This is a genomic window from Marinifilum breve (assembly GCF_003202155.1).
Taxonomy (GTDB): domain Bacteria; phylum Bacteroidota; class Bacteroidia; order Bacteroidales; family Marinifilaceae; genus Marinifilum; species Marinifilum breve.
The window spans coordinates 495864-514811 of sequence record NZ_QFLI01000003.1 but is presented as its reverse complement, the minus strand read 5'-3'; the positions used below and the strand labels follow the sequence as shown (position 1 = coordinate 514811).

Genomic DNA, 18948 nt, shown 5'->3' with positions numbered 1-18948 from the left:
GCTCTTATTCTATTTTAAGGGAAATTCGCAAACTACTCTGAATCCAACATCGGTACAATCGGAATACCACCAAATACTTTTTGGAATTTGCGGATCCGTAATCATCCAGGCCTCATGCTGCGTGTGGTCGATTTTACTATATAGAAGATCTTCTGCTTTGCTATTGAATGATCCACCCATAACAACATGTTCTGTTATGCCATTAATATGGATCTCATCAGAACAAAACTCCTTCACGTTGCCAAGCATGTTGAACAGTCCAAAGGGATTAGCTTTCACCTGATCTGGTAAAGCTGTTTTTTCATTGCTGTTTCCATACCAAATCACATATTCATTGATTTTTTCATCTGGAGATCGGAACACACTTACAGGGAACTTTCTTTCCTTATAGTCTTTTACTCTGCCTCCAAAGAAAAACTCTTCCTTGCTATTTGCTTTGCAGGCATGAATCCATTCTTCTTTTGTAGGTAATCTATAAGTTTTTCCTGTTCTTTGCGAAAGCCATTTGCAATAGGTGTTTGCAGCATGCCATGTCATGGTAATGGCAGGTCTTTTACCCATTCCCCAACCTTGCGATGGATCTCCAAATGGAGGAGTTGCACCGCTAATGGCATCCACATCTTCTTTACTTTCTGTAAGTCTACCTTCCGATTCTGTTTCCTCAAGGAATGTTTTGTACTCATTCCAGCTTACTTCAATTTTCCCCATAAAGAATGGAGCAATTGTGTCTGGTTTTGGAATGGCAACCAAATCGAATGATACATCTGTACCAGGAATTTGCTCTGTAAAATCTTCAAAGTTTGAGATGTTTGTTGCCTCCTTAAATACTTCAGCAGTTTTACTTTTCTGTAGGAATGCTTTGTTGGCCTTGTGCATTTTCTTGCCACCATGTCCAACATCTAAATGACAGTTGATACAATCCAGTTTATCTTTATTGTTTTTGTAGTATAGGTGTGCCTTATCACCCTTTTTTGAAAGGTGTAGAGGAAATAGGTTATCATGACAGTTGGTGCACGATTCATTGTAAGTGTAATTCTTGGCATGTTTTACTTTCGATTTCTCTTTCCAATCGATCTTTGAATGATCGGTAAAATAAAAAGAATACAAATCTTTCGATGCAGCTTTGATCTTTTGAGGCCAATAATTCATATGATCTTTTGGCGGAAGATGACAATCAACACAGTGCACAACTACACCGCTTTTGTTGTTGTAATGACTTGCCTGTTTCCACCTATTATCGGCATGAGTGTGAACATGACACGAAACGCAATACTCGTCGGTTGATGTGTATTGATCAATGCCTTTAAGGCTTGCAGTAAATGCAAATGCAAAAAGAAATGCTGAGAGAATAAATAAAGGGAACTTGTATTTTCTAAATATTGTCATTGCTAATTTTCAATGATATTGTCAGTTGTTGAATTGTTTTCTTGCTTGTATTGCTTTGGAGTTACGCCATACTCTTTTTTAAAGCACTTCGAAAAATACTTTGGGTCGTTAAAACCAATTTGAAATGCAATTTCAGAAATGGTGAAGTTGTGTTTTACAAGCAAAGGAATTGCCTTCTTTAAACGGAAAGTTCGCATGAAGTCAACCAAAGTTTTATCGGTAAGCGCCTGAAATTTCCTGTAAATATTAGAGTAACTCATATTTAATGGTTCGGCTAAATCTTCAAGACGAAAATCTGGATTATCAAAGTTTCGCTCCATTTCCACGATTACGGATTCAATAAACTTCTCATCAGGCGATTTAACTTCAATTTCCTTACTTTCAGTTAATATTTCTGCTCTGTATTGCTCAATTAATCTTTGTTGAGCATCCAGAATGTTATTCACTTTAAGCAATAGCTCTTTTACATTAAAAGGCTTGTTAAGGTATTCTATTGCACCAAATTGTAATCCTTCCAGTTTTGATGCAGTTGCATTTTTAGTTGTAAGCAAAATAATTGGGATATGTCGGGTACTTCTTTTTTCTTTTAGATGTTTACAAAGCGTTACTCCATCCATAATTGGCATCATTACATCACTAAGAATGATGTCAGGATTGATAGTAGTTGTTTTGTCTAACGCTTCCTGTCCATTTTGAGCCGTGATTACATTATAGTGAGCTTTAAAGCTATCTTCTAAAAGTATTAGCATCTCAAAATTATCTTCAACGATCAATAATGTCCTTTTATTCTCATCTGTAATGGTTTCGGCTTGTTCCGTATTTGTTGCTATAATGCTTGTTGTATTTTCAATTTTTGATTCTACTATATCTTGAATAATGATTTCATCATTACTGAAATGTTCTTTACCCATTGGCAAAGCTATGGTGAATGTGGTGCCCTTGTTTATTTCAGATTCAACCTTTATCTCACCTTTGTGCAGTAGAATTAGTTCTTTGGTAAGTGCCAAACCTATTCCAGTACCTCCCACACTTTTACCATCTTTTGATTGATAGAACAGGTTAAAAATATTCTCTAAATCGTGCTTTGGAATTCCAATTCCTGTATCGGTAACCTTTATGAAAATATTATTGGCATCGATCGCTTCTTTAATTTCTAGTGTGATTTTTCCATCGCGTGGAGTGAACTTAAAAGCATTGGCCAATAGGTTATAAATAATGTGTTCCAGCTTTTGATGATCGTACCAAAGCATGATTTTCTTCGATTCGCATTCCAGAATTAAATCAATATGCTTAAAACGTGCTTGTTCCATAAAGGATAGCGCAACTTTATTCAAATGATTTACTACATTGTTTTCACTGGCTCGAATCTTAAGTTTTCCCATTTCCTTGTTTCGAATGGTCATTAGTTCCATCGCAATTCTGGAAAGTCGGGTTGCATTGTTTTTAATAACCTGTAAACGTTGTGATAGCAATAGGTTTCCTTCTGCTCGCTCAATCATATTATCTATAGGAGAGAGTATTAGTGTCAATGGGGTTTGAATTTCGTGCGACATCTTCGCAAAGAAATTCATCTTCATAGCGTAAAGTTCTTTGTTCTTTTCGTTTTGAAGCTCTTCCAATAATAATTTTTGTTTTAGATTTGCCCATACGAGGTAATATCGAACGATAAAAAAACTGATTGCAAAAAGTAGAAAAGAATAAATTGTATAGGCCCACCACCTTTTCCAGAGAGGAGGAAGAATTTCGATATCAATTGATTTAGCTGAGATATTCCAGTCGTTAAGTTTTGTGCCAGCTTTTACTTCGAAGGTATAGTTGCCATAAGGAATATTTGTATAGGTAGCAACTCTGTTTTCTCTTGTTGTGATCCAGTTGTCGTTAAATCCTTTTAAGCGATACGCATATGAATAATTAGGACCAAGGTGATCATTAATCACCGAAAATTGAAACGAGAATGAAGTTTGATTGTGATTGAGTTGCAATGTTTTAGTTTCCTCTATTCCATTGACAACCTGTTCAGGAATAATTTCATCGGCATTTCGGTTTACAATCTCCATATGATTGATATAAAGATTCAGATCTTTTTTCTGTGTTTGCATACTGTTGGGATTGAAGTAATTGACTCCTTCAATTCCACCGAAGTAAATGATTCCGTTAGAATCTATAAAAGCACTTCCAGTCAGGAATTTGCCTTTAATAATGCCGTTTTTCCAAGTGTAAAAATACTCTTCGCACAAATGCAAATCAAGGTGTGAAATTCCATTGTTTTTTGAAAGCCAAATGTTATCCTTATCACTTGAAATAACTGCAACGCAGCCATGAATTTGGTCTGAAGAGAAACCTTTAATAGGCACCACTTCCTTTTTGTGAATATCGAACTGCACTAATTTGGAGTAGCCATTAATCAGGTACAAGAATCCATTTTGATTGGATACGCCATTCAATACACTGCTTTCTGTTATATTGTTTGATGTTGATAATTTGTACGTGATAAATCTGGAATCTTGTAGGTTTGATGACTCATCCATTAAGCAAATGCCACCATTAAACATTCCTATCCAAAATTGTCCTGTTTCATCTTCAGTAAAGAATTCTGCAATACTTCCTTGTAAATCCTGATTGTTATGTTGGAAATAAGCAATTTGTTGTTGTTTGTCATTAAAAACAAAGATTCCTACATTACTACCTATCCAAACCCTATCTTTTTTATCGATATATATGGAACGAACATCGGTTCCAACTTGACCATATTGGTTCGCAGTTTTAACTCGGATAAATCGCTTGGTGTTTTTATCAAAAAAAGCCAGACCATTTAAATAGGTTCCGACCCATATATTTCCATTTTTATCTTCTGCAATGGATTGGATATAGTTTCCAGGAATTCCTTTAGAAGAGTTTGTATTTGCAATGTATTGGTGAATAGCATTACCCTTTTTATTGATGAGACTCAAGCCTTCGCCATCAGTTCCCAACCATAAGTTGCCATTTTTAGTTTTTAATACCGATAAAATTCGGGTTGGCGATCCATCAATGCTACCGCAATGATAACCAACAGTATTCGACTCATTAGGTATGATGTTTATATTACCGTAATTGGTAAACACCCAAATGTCTTTGTTATTGGTTTCACCAACTCCAATTACCGTTTTGCTTTGTAGCGAAAAAGGATTTGTTTTTTGTTGAGTATAACGCTTAACCTGTTTGCTTTTGGGGTTAATTTTATAAAGTCCACCGCCATCGGTTCCCATCCAAATAAAACCGTTACTATCCTTATAAATTCGGATAATCATGTTGGAAGGAACAAAGCTAAGATTCAAGTCTTTTTCTTTATAATCTTTATACTTATTGGATTTCGTGTCGTAATGAAAGAAACCATATAATTCCGTACCAATCCATAGGTTATTGTAGTTATCGGTGCTAAGTACAATTGTGTTAAAGGGATTGTTAAAAGGACCTTTAATTTCCTGCAGATCTCTGGTCTTAATATTACCTTTAAATATTCGTCCTTTACCTGTTCCAAACCATATGTTATTTCTGTTATCCTGAGAGATGGATGTAATGTTCTCGTCCGATTGAATGTTGAATTGAATTATTTTTTTGGTTCTGGTGGATTGACCAATCACCATTCCATTGTTTGATCCCATCCATATTATTGTATCTCCAATATTTATCGATTCCAACTGAAAATCTTCGTTGGGATTTCTCATTGTAGAAACATACTCTTGAAATTTACCTGATGGCAATAATTTTGAGATATCACCTTTTCGAGATATGGCCCAAATGTTTTGGTTTTTCTGTTTTAATAATTTGTATAGAGATCTTGAATGAGCCTTATTGCTAAATATTTTAGATTGAGGAATAAGCTTGAAATCATAGCCATCATATTTTAAAAGACCTGCATATGATTCAATAAATAGATAGCCCTTTGAGTCTTCAACTACATTGGTGGCATTGGCTTGTTGTCCATTGAACTTTGCTTGCAGATGAATAAAGTTGGTAGCTTCGTCGGCGAATGATGCAATTGATGTTAGGAATAACACCAATACTAAAATGATAGAATTGTATTTATTGATTAGGCACATAGTTAATCTTTCTCGTTCTTCAGGAATTATCAAAAATACGTATCCTAGTAAAGCCTGTCAAACTATGCAGCACACTTTTTTTCACAGACTTTTAAAAAGTATTACAATGTACATCAAAAATAAAATCATTGATGGTTAAAATGCTTAAATAATAGGCGAATGCTGAAAAATCCCTCACTATTGCTCAAAATATACACTAAAGCACATGTAAGGGGAAATATTAACCTTTACTTCTTGATTTATGATTTTTCAAATACTTCTGTATAGCCTATAAATAGTATTCTTTCCTATTAATTACTGCTCAAAATCAGGGATGAAAAAAATAACAAAATAGCCAGATTTTTAAAATCTCCACCTTATCGCGGAATATTTACCCAATTATCAAGTTAGCATTTTTCAAATTTGGGTTGATTCAATGTTGGAAGCGTAATTAATAGCTAAAAACATTAACTGAACGAATAACCCGATTACGAACTAATCAAAGAAAAATTAAGGCTTGAATCGTTTAAATATTAAATAGGCGAGAGCCATTTATATAACCAAAAACCTATTATTTTATGAAAACAACAAAAAATGAAAGAAGTAATTATCGGAAATTTTTAAAAGTGAATCTTGACCGGATTTCATTTTTATTATTTGTGATGGTTGCAATTGTTTTTACTGGCTGTGACGATGATGAAACGGTAAGTTTACCTGAGACAAAAACAGGAGAAGTTACTGATATAACAGGAGAGGATGCTGTTGTGAGCGGAACTGTTACATCAAGCGGAGGATCAAAAATTCTTGCTATGGGAATTTGTTGGGTTGCTGGAGATGCTGAGCCAACAATAGAAGACAATTTTACAGCAGCTGGGGAATTTACCCAAGATGGTATTTTAGAGACTGATTGGGATTATTCAGTTACTCTAAAGGGCTTGTCTATTAAAACGGATTATAAAGCCAGAGCCTATGCATCTAACGAAGCTGGGACGGCTTATGGAGAAACTATTTCTTTTACTTCTAAAGCAGGGAAGACTTACCATGCCTTAACTTCGGATATGATTGAGACGCATGTGCAGGAACCTTCTGAAGGCCCAAAAGAAGGGCTGATTGATAGTGATCCTGGTACATACTGGCACTCAGCATGGTCGGTTGCTGGTGCAACATTACCAGCTCATATTCAAATTAATTTTGCTGAAGAAAAGAGTATTGGTGGTTTTAACTTTATGACTCGCTTTACTGGTAAAAATGGAAATGATTCAGGTCAGTTTGATGTACAAACGAGTAATGATGGGGTGAATTTTACAACTGTATGGGAATCTGATGAAATTATTGATGCACTTACACGACCAGATGTAAATGTCATTACGCTTGACAAGAACTACTCATCAAAATATTTCCGAATCAGAATTTTGAATACAAGAAGCCGTACAGGTACATGTACGCATATGTCGGAATTGGAAGTGTTTGAAGACGGAATGCTACCTTATTAATAGGAAGTTGGTTTAGAACAAGTGAGAACAACTTGGATAATAGTTTAATTATCTAATAAAGATTTTAAGATAATAATTATGAAATATTTGCAACAAATCGATTTTTATCGAAATAATATAAAAAATAGAATAAGGAGCAATACTGCGGGCATTCAAAAAACGATAGGCTTGTTTATTTGTATGCTGTTTTTTACAGCTTTTGCTAGTGCTCAAACTTTGGAAGTAAAAGGGAAAGTATTAGATGGTGAGACTAAGGAATCGTTACCGGGAGTTAGTATCATTGTTAAAGGAACAAGCCAAGGAGCTTCAACTAACCTTGATGGTGATTATACATTGAAAATAGATCAAGCTAATGCTATTTTAGTTTTTTCATTTATTGGTTATGAATCAGTGGAAGTACCAGTTAATGGCAGATCTACAATTAATGTTAATTTGAATACTTCTACAAGTGATTTGGATGAGGTAATGGTTGTGGCATATGGTACAACAAAAAAATCAAATTTAACAGGTTCAGCAGTAGCATTGGATAGTGATGACCTAAAAGATGTTTTTGTATCGAATGTAAGTTCTATGCTTCAAGGAAAAGTTGCTGGTGTAAACGCATCGTCACGTAGTGGAAGACCTGGCGCGAGTACAGAGATTACAATTCGTGGAAAAGGCTCTTTGTCGGGAACAACTGCTCCTCTTTGGGTAGTTGATGGTATCATAATGGGGAATTCTGATCCTGGATTTAGTCCTGCAGATATAGAGAGTATGACTATATTGAAGGATGCTTCAGCAACAGCTTTGTACGGATCTTTGGCGGCTAATGGCGTAATTCTATTGCAAACCAAGAGAGCGAAAAAAGGTGAGTCTAAGATAAATGTTAATGCTACTTATGGATTCACTACATTTAATACCGGAAATTTCTCCGTGATGAATTCTCAGGAATTATATGATTATCAAAAAACATGGAACCCTGATGTAACTGAGGATGTATTAAATACTGATACGGATTGGATGGATATTGCTACCCAAACAGGAAAAGCACAAGAGTATAATGTGAATTATTCTGGTGGTAATGAAAAGATTATGACTTATCTGTCTGGTACTTATTATAATGAAACAGGAGCTTTAAAAGGCTACGAATATGAACGCTATTCAGCTATTGCAAACCTTGATATTAATGCAACAGATCGTCTTAAGATAAAGTTAAACTTATCAGGTGATTATAAAACTACTGATAACCAGCAGCATTCTACATATGCAATGTTTACTTATATGCCTTGGGATGAAGCTTATTTGCCTGATGGCTCTGTTTTAGACCCAAGAGTAGATAGTGGAAAAGAATACCTAAGTGCAAATGATAAAGTTTGGTATGGTAGAGATGAAAATAACTACCTATATGATTTGCAATACAATTATGGAAATTCAAGAAGTAACAATCTTCGTGCAAATATTGGCTTTGATTATAAAATTAATGATTGGTTGACTTTTTCTTCCATGAATAACATTGCCATTAATAATGGACACTCTGAATGGTATACAGATCCTCGTTCTATTAGTGGACAAGCGGATAAGGGAACTTTATATGAAAGTTATAGTTTTAGCCGTACTCGTTTTACCAACCAAATGCTTCGTTTTAATAAGACTATTGGTCTGCATGTATTAAATGCGTTTGTAGCTTGGGAATATACGGATTCTCACTCAGACAACGCCAACGCCAAAGGTAAGGGTATTGCAGCAGGTCTTACTGCACTTAATACTACAGCAGAAGCGGCTAGTGTAGGCGGATCAAAATGGGAAAGTGCCAAACAAAGTATGCTAGTAAACTTGCAATATGCCTATGATGATCGTTACTTGGCTACCGCTTCATTCAGCAGACAAGGATCAAGTAGTTTTGGTCCTAACAAACAATATGGTAATTTCTGGTCAGCTAGTTTGGGTTGGAATGCACATAGCGAAGAATTCTTACAAGGGGTAGAATGGTTAAACACATTAAAGTGGTCTGCAAGTATGGGGCAGGTAGGTAATGCACCAGGAGGATTTCAATATCTTGGGTACTATGCTTTTGTTGATCAGTATAATGGAAGTAGTGCCGCGACACCTTATCAAAAAGGGAATCCTGATATTAGCTGGGAAAAGGTAACCAGTTACAATACAGCGATTAATACAAGATTATTCGACCGTGTTAGCATCAACTTAGACTTGTATTATAAGAATAGTGACAACTTGTTAACTTATGTTCCACTTCCTGCTTTAACCGGATATAACGGTATTTGGATGAATGTTGGACGAGTTACCAATAAAGGATATGAGCTGTCAGTTTCTCCTGAAATTATTAAAACTGCCAGATTCAAATGGGATATGACTTTGAATATTGCCTACAACAAAAATAGGGTTGAGGAAATATACGAAGATAAAGCTTATACACGTGGTAATACCAGAATTGAAAAAGGTTATGATATGGATGCGCAATATCAACGTATATGGTACGGAGCAAATCCAGCTAACGGTGAACCTCTTTGGGAAAAAGTTACGGAAAATGAAGATGGTACCAAAACAGTTAGTTTAACTTCTGACTACGCTGATGCTACATTGCAATTTACCGGAACCAAAGGTACTCCAACTTATACCGGAGGAATCCTTAATAAATTTACTTTCGATAATTTCACTTTATCGGCAAACATTAGTTTTGTTGAGGGAATTCATAGATACAATAGCAATAGAGAATTGTTTGACAGTGATGGCTCTTATGCCTCGTTTAATAGCATGAATTTGCATGATGGTTGGAATCGTTGGGAAAAACCAGGAGATGTTGCGACTCATCCAAAATCATTTAATGGTGGGGTTAATGCCAATAAAAATTCATCTCGCTATTTAGAAGATGCCAGTTATATCCGTTTACGAAATGTAACCTTGGCATACAACCTTCCTAAAAATGTATTAAGCCTACTTAAGCTTTCTAATGCTTCAGTTTTTGTAAGTGGTGATAACTTGATTACACTAACAGATTGGTCAGGTATGGATCCTGAAATTGGAGCTACAGGTTATGATAATACTCATGGCGCTTTGTATCCTATGTCAAAGAAAGTTATGGTAGGTGTAAAGGTTGGCTTTTAATAGGTGAAAATTATTAATATATAAAAAGATGAAAATGAAAAATATATATTCTTTTATTGCGATTCTATTGGCGCTTTCTATAAGCTCTTGTGATATCGAAAGAGAACCATTTCAGGACTTGTCAGATGATAAAGTATTTGCAGATGAATTAGGTATCGAAGCTGCAGCTTTAGGTACATATGCTCTATTGAAAAAAAATGAATTTATGCGTCCTTACCATTTCCATGGCGAATTTGGAGGTGATAATATTGCATTAAGTGGGTCAACAACTGATCATTTGTTTTACATGTACAACTATCAACACACGCCTACAAATGGCCATCTGAATAGTTTGTGGTCTGGTTGCTATAAAGGTATTGTAAATGCGAATAAAGTAATCGATAAAGCAGAAAGAGGCACGCCTCGTTTGAATCACGTTATTGGTGAAATGCATTATTTACGTGCTTTCTTTTATTTTAATTTGGTAAATATTTGGGGCCGACCTTATGCTCAAAATCCAAGCCAAAATTTGGGTGTGCCAATTATTTTAGATGCTGAACCTGATGCAGATAATTTACCTCCTCGTGCAACAGTTAAGGAGGTTTATGATCAGATTTTGACTGATTTAACAAGTGCTGCTGAATTGATGAGCGAATTTAAACGAATTGATGCAGAATATAATATTTATGCATCAGAACAAGCTGCTAATGCTTTGTTGTCTAGAGTATATCTATATATGGAAGACAATGTAAAAGCAGAAGAATATGCAACTAAAGTAATTGATTCAAAGAATTTTTCATTGTTAACAGGTTCTGATTATGAAACTTTCCCAACTATGGTACCAGAAAAGAACTCTGAAATTATATTCGCTTGTAGAGCATTAAAAGATGAAGATGATTATGGTTGGTATGCTTTTGGTGGTATGTATGCTACAATTGACGGTGTAGGTTGGGGTGAAATGTATGCTTCTGAGTCATATAGAGATTTATTGGATCAAAACCCTTCGGATAGAAGACATAAATTTATTGATCCTCAATATGAAGATGGTGACGAGTATGAGATTACTTACTCTTACGAAAAATCATCACCGGTAGGTTCTAAAATGTTTCAAATGTATGCTGTTACAAATAATGGCGGCACTTGGGAATATGATTACAATGGAACAAAAACTGTTTCAACTGAAATGGTAAATGGGAACACTTTGTATTTCATTACAGAAGGTGAAAATATTAGTGGAAAGACTTATGTGAGGTTGACTAAGAAAATGCCTGTAAGACAAGGATATCCTAAATATTTTGTAATAAAATGTTCAAATCAGGAAGGTCAACCACAATTGTTCTCCCCAGTAATTTCACGTTTGGCAGAGATGTATTTGAATCGTGCTGAAGCCCGTGCCAAAACTGGAAATACATCAGGTGCGTTAGAAGATGTTAATGTTATTAGAGAACGTGCAAATATTGATACCTATAGTGATGTACCAACTGGGAAAAACATATTGGAAGTTGTACTTGAGGAGCGTCGATTAGAACTTGCTTATGAAGCTCATCGTCGTTATGATATTTTCAGAAATGGTTTAACATTGGATCGTAGATATCCGGGAACACATGATAGAGGTGCAAATCCTTTACTAACTGTTCCTGCAACAAGTCCTCGTGTTGTTGATTTTATTCCAGAAGCTCAGATTTTGGCGCAGCCAAATTTGGTGCAAAACCCATAATTCAGTAAAAACTCTTCACATTCAGGCTTAGTACTAGCTTGAATGTGAAGAATGTATTTAAATATCCTAAGACGGTAACTGTTTTGTTTGTGTAGTAAACTTCTTTAGATACCTAGTGACTTGACCGAGGCATTTTATAGGTTTTGAAATTCAAATAATTATCAAAATAATGAGAACTTTGATTAAAACTAAACAAATAGCGACTCTACTTTTTCTTCTCATGGCCTTCTTAATGGCACCATCTTGTTCATCAGATGAAATTGATGTAGTTGAGGAAAAAGAAGAACCAGAAACTCCTCCTGAGGATCCAACTACTAAGTTAATTATATCAGTGCCTTGTGAAGGCAATAGTTGGGTTGTTGATAAACCAAAAACTACAGAAAATGTTGTTGTATCAGGAGGTATTAAAAATTGGACGAATTCAAGCGATAAGATTAGAACCTATTTTTACGTAAAAGAAAAAGGAGATATTGAACTTGGTGTTCTTGCTAAATTTGCAGGAGCAACAACACTAAAAGTAACGCTTGGAGATAAAACAAAACAAGTGGATTTTTCAGCATCAAGCAGTAATGAAAAACACTATGTTGGCTCTTTTAAAATTGATGAAATTGGTTATCATTTTGTAGAGCTGGAAGGTGTTACCAATGAAAATGGGACTTTTGGTGATATTTCTGATATTCTATTGGGTGATTCGTCTTGGAAAGATGAGATTACTTTTGTGGATTCAGAATGGTTTTATTGGGGAAGAAGGGGACCTTCTGTTCACTTAAACTATGAAGAACCAGCCAATAAAAACATTACATGGTTTTACAATGAGTTGACCGTACCTGTAGGAAAAGATCCAATTGGTTCATATTTTATGGCCAATGGTTTTTCATCTGGTTATTTTGGTATGCAAGTCAATTCAGAAACCGAAAGACGTATTTTATTTTCGGTATGGAGTGCATACGATACTCAAGATCCAAATCAGATTCCTGCAGAATATACAGTAGAACCTCTTGGTTATGGAAAAGGTGTCACTGTTGGTGAGTTTGGGAATGAGGGATCGGGAGCTCAGAGTTATTGGGTTTATGATTGGAAAGCTGGAACAACCTATAAGTTTTTATTGAAAGGGGAATCCAATGCAGACAATTCCATTGATTATACAGCTTATTTCTTCGCGCCTGAAATTGGCGCCTGGAAATTGATTGCCAGTTTTAGAAGACCTTTCCCTACAGGTCAACATCTTACAAGATTGCATTCGTTTTTAGAGAATTTCGATACTAAAATGGGCGATGAAATCAGACAAGTAACTTATACCAACCAATGGGTTTATGATACGCAGGGAAGCTGGAATGAAATGACTAAAGCAACATTCACTAATGATAATACCGGAAGTAAGGGGGTGCGATTAGATTATGATGGTGGATCGGAAGGGGATCATTTTTTTCTAAGAAATTGTGGCTTTTTCAGTGATAACGAAACACCTAATACCTCTTTTTCGAGAACAGCTAACGGGACAGCACCTGCTATTGACTTTTCGAAATTAGAAGTTCCTGAAATTAAAACGCAAACATTAATTGATAGAACTGGCTGGTCTGTGATAGATTATAGTACTCAGGAAGACCAAGGAGGAGAAGGAGAAACTGGCCGGGCTGCTGATGTGCTTGATGGAGATGTGGACACTTACTGGCATTCTTGCTGGTCTGGAGCTTGTTCTGCAACAGCTCCGCATCACATTACTGTTGATATGGGACAGTCTAATACTGTAAATGGTTTTAGTTTCTCTCAAAGGCAAAATCTTTCCAGAACAGTTCAGGATTTGGAAATCCAAATTAGTGTTGACAATACTAACTGGGAGAGCTTGGGCGATTTTGTTCTGGAAAAGAATACCAGTCAGCAACTCATAGAACTTAGCACAGAAAAATCCTTTCGATATTTTAAGTTTATACCTAAAGCTTCACATGATGGTACCAATAATGCTGCTATGGCAGAAATTGGAACTTATGTCTTAGAGTAAGGGTAAAGTTACATTCTTTAGATACTGTATAGAATTAGAAAAAAACAATGGATTACAGGGAATCCTTAAGACTTGTATTTTAGGACTAGGCGACATGCTTTTAATCAAGTTTATATTGTGAAATCTTTTTTGCTGAGATACTTGTGGGGTCTGTTGTTGGTTTTTTATAAAGCTTAATTACAGTGTAATAAACAATAAAATGAAGACATTATATTTATCAATAACTGTTTGTTGTGTTTTTTTTATGCTTTCTCTTGTGGGAGGATGTTCTGAAGAAAAATCTCAGGAAATTGAAGAATTATCTCCCGAAGAGGTAAGCTATAATTATAGCTCTGTGGCTAAATACAATCTGAACGTTGTGTATTTTATTCCTACCGATGTAAAGGAAAGAAAAGATTCTCATCGTCGTTTAAGTGAAATTCTATTGCATGGTCAAGCGTTCTACAGAAAGTATATGAAAGAATACGGTTTTGGAGATAAGACATTTAATATGTTGGTTGATCAAGAAAAAGAACGTGTGAAAGTTATTTATATACAAGGCAAATACCCTACTGCAAACTATCCTTACGAGGGTGGAGGAGCAAAAGTAATTGAAGAGGTTGATGAATATTTTGAGGCCAATCCAGATGAAAAAAGTAGTGATCATACGCTCATACTTACTCCTGTTGAGGATCATGACAATCCTGATGTTCCTTTTTATGGTTGGGGGCGTTACTGCTTTGCCTTAGATTATACTGAGATGGATGTCCGGTTTTTTGGAGAGGATAGTAAAAGAGGAAATGATGCTACCAAGTATATTGGAGGTTTATTGCATGAGCTTGGGCATGGACTTAATCTTCCTCATAACAAAGAGAAGGTATCAGAGGCTAGTCTTAGCTCGAAGGGAACTTCTCTAATGGGTTCGGGGAATTATACTTATGGAAAAACGCCCACATTTTTAACTGAAGCTAGTTGTGCTATTCTTAATAATTGTCAGGTTGTTAGTGATTTTGAGGATTTATTTTATACTTCGGCTACTCTTACTATTAACAGCATTTTAGCATCTTATGAAGATGGTAAGCTCAAATTATCCGGAACTTTTAATACGGATAAAGATGTTAACTACCTTGGTTTTTATTGTGATCCTGCGACTGATAATGCCGATTATGATGCAGTTAGTTGGGCTTCGCCTGTAGGTACAGATAATTCTTTTGAGGTGAGTATGCCTATAAGTGAATTCCATCAAAAGGGGAATACACCATATGTGTTACGATTATTATTTAATCATCTTAATGGTGAGATATCTAAGTTTTCCTATTCATTCGCTTTTAAAAATGATGAGCCCGTTATAGAGTTTGGTGATAAAGAAAATTTAGACCGAAGTAAATGGCAGGTTATTGAATTTAGTTCTGAAGAAAACAATGAGTTTGCAAGTCATGTTTTGGATGGTGATGCGAATACATTTTGGCACTCTAGATGGTCTTCCAATGCAACTTCTTATCCACATTATCTTACTATTGATATGAATGAAATACATAAAGTAAGTGGTTTTTCTTTTCTGCAGAGAGATGGAATGCGAAAGGTGAAAGACATTGAAATATTGGTTAGTTCGGACAATAGTCAGTGGAAAAGCATGGGTAATTTTCAGTTGAAGGAAATCAATACTCTTCATCATATCAATCTAAGTCATGAAGCTGAATTCCGTTATTTTAAGATTATTATGAACTCGGCTTTCGATGGAAAGCAATTTGCAGCATTGGCTGAGATTATGTGTTTTTGATAATAATGGTGTAAACAAGAAGCTTACTGTATTTAATAAAGCAACTCAAGGAAAGAAAATTGTCCAAAAGTGACATTAATTCGATTATTAGCTATTTGAGAAAAAATCTACCTCTTAGCGTAATATGTCCACTTTTAAGATAGAGATATTTGTCATTTTTGGTCTATAGAATTAGAAGGAATATGAAGATTTAGCAATTGAAATCCATTTAGAGAGATTTATTCTTATAGTGGTAATTGGGTTTGTTTACTTGTTAAGTATTTTATTGAAATAGTTGTAGTTAGTGATTATTAATAAGTAGGAGACGGTAGTTTTGAAATTAAATTGGCATTTACATAAATTTGGTAGAAAAGAATTTTAGAATCTATGCCGTCTTCGCTTATTACTTTTCAAATTAAAGCCTTTACTCATACAAGTAGTAAAGAATTAGAGTATAGGCAATACACTTTGTGCTCGCATTATTAAAGGGAATGAGTAATGGGGGCACAAAGTTTAAATAAAAACATAATGTTAAAACAATATTTAAATCTACTGATCTTGGGAAGCTGCATTGTGGCTTTAGTGTGTGCATGCAGTAAAAGTAGTGGAGGCAAAAAAGTTAAAGAAACTTCAGTGAACTATACTGTTAGTGTGCCGGTTGCCGGTAACTCATGGGTTATTAATCAAACCAACCTGAACAGTGAAATGATTACAGAGAATGGTGTGACTAACTGGAATAATAAAGAATCAGTAATAAGAACTTGGTTTTGGGTAGAGCAAGCAGGGGAAATACAATTAGGAGTTAGAGCAAAAAATACAAGTGGCGAATCAAAAGTTGAGTTTTCATTCAATAATGAAAGTAAGGAAATCAAGCTTTCGGATTCGAGCTTTTTAAAATTAGATGTTGGAAGCTTTACAGTTGCGGAACCGGGCTATTATCATGTTGATGTAAAAGGAGTTGAAAAATCAGGAACCACCTTTGGAACTTTTACAGATATTCTAATTGGAGGCGAAGTTAGCTCGAAGCCTGTAATTTGTGTGAAGGATGATTTTTACTGGGGCAGAAGAGGACCTTCAGTTCATCTGGCCTATAAGGTTCCGGATAATGTAGAAAATGTTGAATGGTTTTATAATGAAGTTACTGTACCATCTGGTCAGGACGTAGTGGGATCTTATTTTATGGCCAATGGCTTTGCTGAGGGATATTTTGGCATACAGGTAAATTCAGAAACCGAAAGAAGAATACTATTTTCAGTTTGGAGTCCATACCAAACTGATGATCCAAACAGTATTCCTGAAGAATATAGAATTAAATTATTGAAAAAAGGTGATGGTGTAACTACTGGTAAATTTGGAAATGAAGGATCAGGTGGACAGAGTTACAAAGTATACAATTGGAAAGCCAATAATACCTATAAATTTTTATTGAAAGGTGTTCCTTCGGATAACAATTGTACCGACTATACAGCATGGTTCTATGCTCCTGAAAAAGGAGAGTGGGAATTGATGGCAAGTTTTAGAAGACCTAAAACAAGCACTTACTTAAAAAGGCCTCATTCATTTTTAGAGAACTTTATTACTGAAATGGGACCTTTCGACAGAAAAGCTTATTACACCAATCAATGGATAGTTGATAAAAATGGTGCATGGTATGAATTGAACGAAGCTAAATTTACTGCAGATGCTACCGCCAGAAAAGACGCAAGAAGAGATTATGCCGGTGGAGAAGATAACGGAAAATTCTATTTAAGAAACTGTGGCTTTTTTAGCGATAGAGTGGCATTCGATACAAATTTTATTAGACCGAAAACACAAACACAACCAAATATAGATTTCACCAAATTACCTTAATTAAAAGGAGGATTATATTTCCTCTTTTTAATTAAGCTTTTGTTAATCAAAGTATAAGTAAAAAGATTAAATTTAGTCAAGAAAACTAAATTGATAAACAGACTATTAAAACATTCAATAATGGCAACGAACAGAAGATCATTTTTAAGTAACTTGGCTTTAGGAGCTGGAGTTATTGCGGCTGCACCTTTAGCATCGTGTGCAGGAACAAAAGAGGAAAGTAACTTACCGCATATAAAGGAATTGGCGGGAAAGCTACCAAAAATGAGTTTTAACATGTGTGGATATGCTGCACCTAAACTTGAAACGGTAAGAGTAGGTTTTGTTGGAATTGGAGATAGAGGTTCGGGAGCTGTAAAGCGAATGACATATATAGAAGGTGTTGAAGTTACTGCAGTTTGTGACATTCGTCAAGCTGCTGTTGATGGAGCACAAAAAATACTTTCGGATGCGGGTTTACCAAAAGCCAAAGAGTATGTGAATGGTGATTTGGGCTTTAAAGAGCTTTGTGATAGTGGTGATGTTGATTTGGTATACATTGCAACACCTTGGGAGTGGCACGTACCTGTTGCAATTGCTGCAATGGAAGGTGACAAGCATACAGCAGTTGAAGTATCTACGGCTAAAACTTTGGATGAGTGTTGGCAGATGGTAGAAACCTCAGAAAGAACACGCAAGCACTGTGTGATTTTGGAAAACTGTTGTTATGACTTCTTCGAAATGTTGACCATCAGTATGGCACAACAAGGAGTGTTTGGAGATTTGATTCATGGCGAAGGTGCTTATATACATGACCTTGATTATTGGCACTTTAACAAGCCAAAGGATGATAAAATGAGTGATGGTGCCTACACTAAAATGTGGCGTTTACACGAAAATAAGCGTAAAGCAAATGTGTACCCAACGCATGGTTTAGGTCCTATTTGCCAGGCTATGGATATCAACCGTGGAGATAAAATGGATTATCTTACAGCAATGATGTCGGATGATTTTACATTAAAGCACAGAATTAAAGAGATGGCTCAGGATGATCCATTCTTCGAGCAATTTGTAGGATGGGAAATGCGTGGTAATATGGACATGCAAATGATTCGTACCAATAAGGGAAGAACCATCATGATTCAGCACGATATCAGCTCTCCTCGTCCTTACTCAAGAATTCACATGTTGAGTGGAACCAAATGCTTTGCACAAAAGTGGCCAAAACAGCACATCGCATTTGGACACAATGTAATTGATCAGGCTCAGTTTAAAGAGTTGGAAGAGAAATATACTCCTGAAATTATCCGCCGAGTAGGTGAAATGGCCAAACAGGTTGGTGGTCACGGAGGAATGGATTTCGTGATGGATTGGAGATTGATAGATTGTCTGCGTAACGGTTTGCCAGTAGATATGGATGTGTACGATGCTGCTGCATGGAGTTGTATCACACCATTAAGCGAGTGGTCTATTGCAAATAAATCTCGTCCAATCGATATTCCTGATTTCACCCGTGGAGCGTGGAAAACAAACAAACCAATTGATTTGAGCATGGAAGGTGCAGGAAGCACAAGTGTTCGAAATCTGAAAAAGGCAGATTCAAAAGGTCAGTTGAATGTTCATTAATTAAAAAAAAGAATAAG

At 35.6% G+C, this 18948-nt stretch carries 9 protein-coding genes; 7 read left to right on the top strand and 2 right to left on the bottom strand.

Going from position 1 to position 18948, the window contains the following annotated elements; translation table 11 throughout:
• Positions 1–9: 9 nt before the first annotated feature.
• Positions 10–1386 carry a NapC/NirT family cytochrome c gene (locus DF185_RS09690; RefSeq protein ID WP_110360537.1) on the bottom strand — a complete coding sequence of 459 codons (1377 nt, stop codon included), beginning with the start codon at positions 1384–1386 and terminating at the stop codon, positions 10–12.
• A 2-nt stretch (positions 1387–1388) separates the two neighbouring features.
• Positions 1389–5468 (bottom strand): hybrid sensor histidine kinase/response regulator transcription factor, encoded by a 4080-nt coding sequence (locus tag DF185_RS09685; RefSeq protein ID WP_110360536.1) that lies wholly within the window; start codon positions 5466–5468, stop codon positions 1389–1391.
• 557 nt (positions 5469–6025) lie between these two features.
• On the opposite strand from DF185_RS09685, the gene DF185_RS09680 reads away from it, so the two are divergent.
• From DF185_RS09680 to DF185_RS09650, 7 genes are all read left to right on the top strand, one after another.
• Positions 6026–6940, top strand: coding sequence for a discoidin domain-containing protein (locus tag DF185_RS09680; protein WP_110360535.1), 915 nt, complete (start codon positions 6026–6028; stop codon positions 6938–6940).
• A 78-nt stretch (positions 6941–7018) separates the two neighbouring features.
• Entirely contained in the window at positions 7019–10042 is a 3024-nt protein-coding gene (locus DF185_RS09675) for a SusC/RagA family TonB-linked outer membrane protein (protein ID WP_110360534.1), read from the top strand.
• A gap of 34 nt (positions 10043–10076) precedes the next feature.
• A complete protein-coding gene (locus DF185_RS09670) occupies positions 10077–11738 on the top strand; it encodes a RagB/SusD family nutrient uptake outer membrane protein (protein WP_110360612.1) in 1662 nt (553 codons plus the stop codon).
• 232 nt (positions 11739–11970) lie between these two features.
• Positions 11971–13737, top strand: coding sequence for a DUF3472 domain-containing protein (locus tag DF185_RS09665; protein WP_165835994.1), 1767 nt, complete (start codon positions 11971–11973; stop codon positions 13735–13737).
• A 199-nt stretch (positions 13738–13936) separates the two neighbouring features.
• A complete protein-coding gene (locus tag DF185_RS09660) occupies positions 13937–15496 on the top strand; it encodes a discoidin domain-containing protein (RefSeq protein ID WP_110360532.1) in 1560 nt (519 codons plus the stop codon).
• Positions 15497–16003: 507 nt separating this feature from the next.
• Positions 16004–17326 (top strand): DUF3472 domain-containing protein, encoded by a 1323-nt coding sequence (locus DF185_RS09655; protein WP_110360611.1) that lies wholly within the window; start codon positions 16004–16006, stop codon positions 17324–17326.
• Between the two features lie 120 nt (positions 17327–17446).
• Complete coding sequence (locus DF185_RS09650; RefSeq protein ID WP_110360531.1) at positions 17447–18931, top strand: Gfo/Idh/MocA family protein; 1485 nt, start codon at positions 17447–17449, stop codon at positions 18929–18931.
• The last annotated feature ends 17 nt before the right edge of the window (positions 18932–18948 follow it).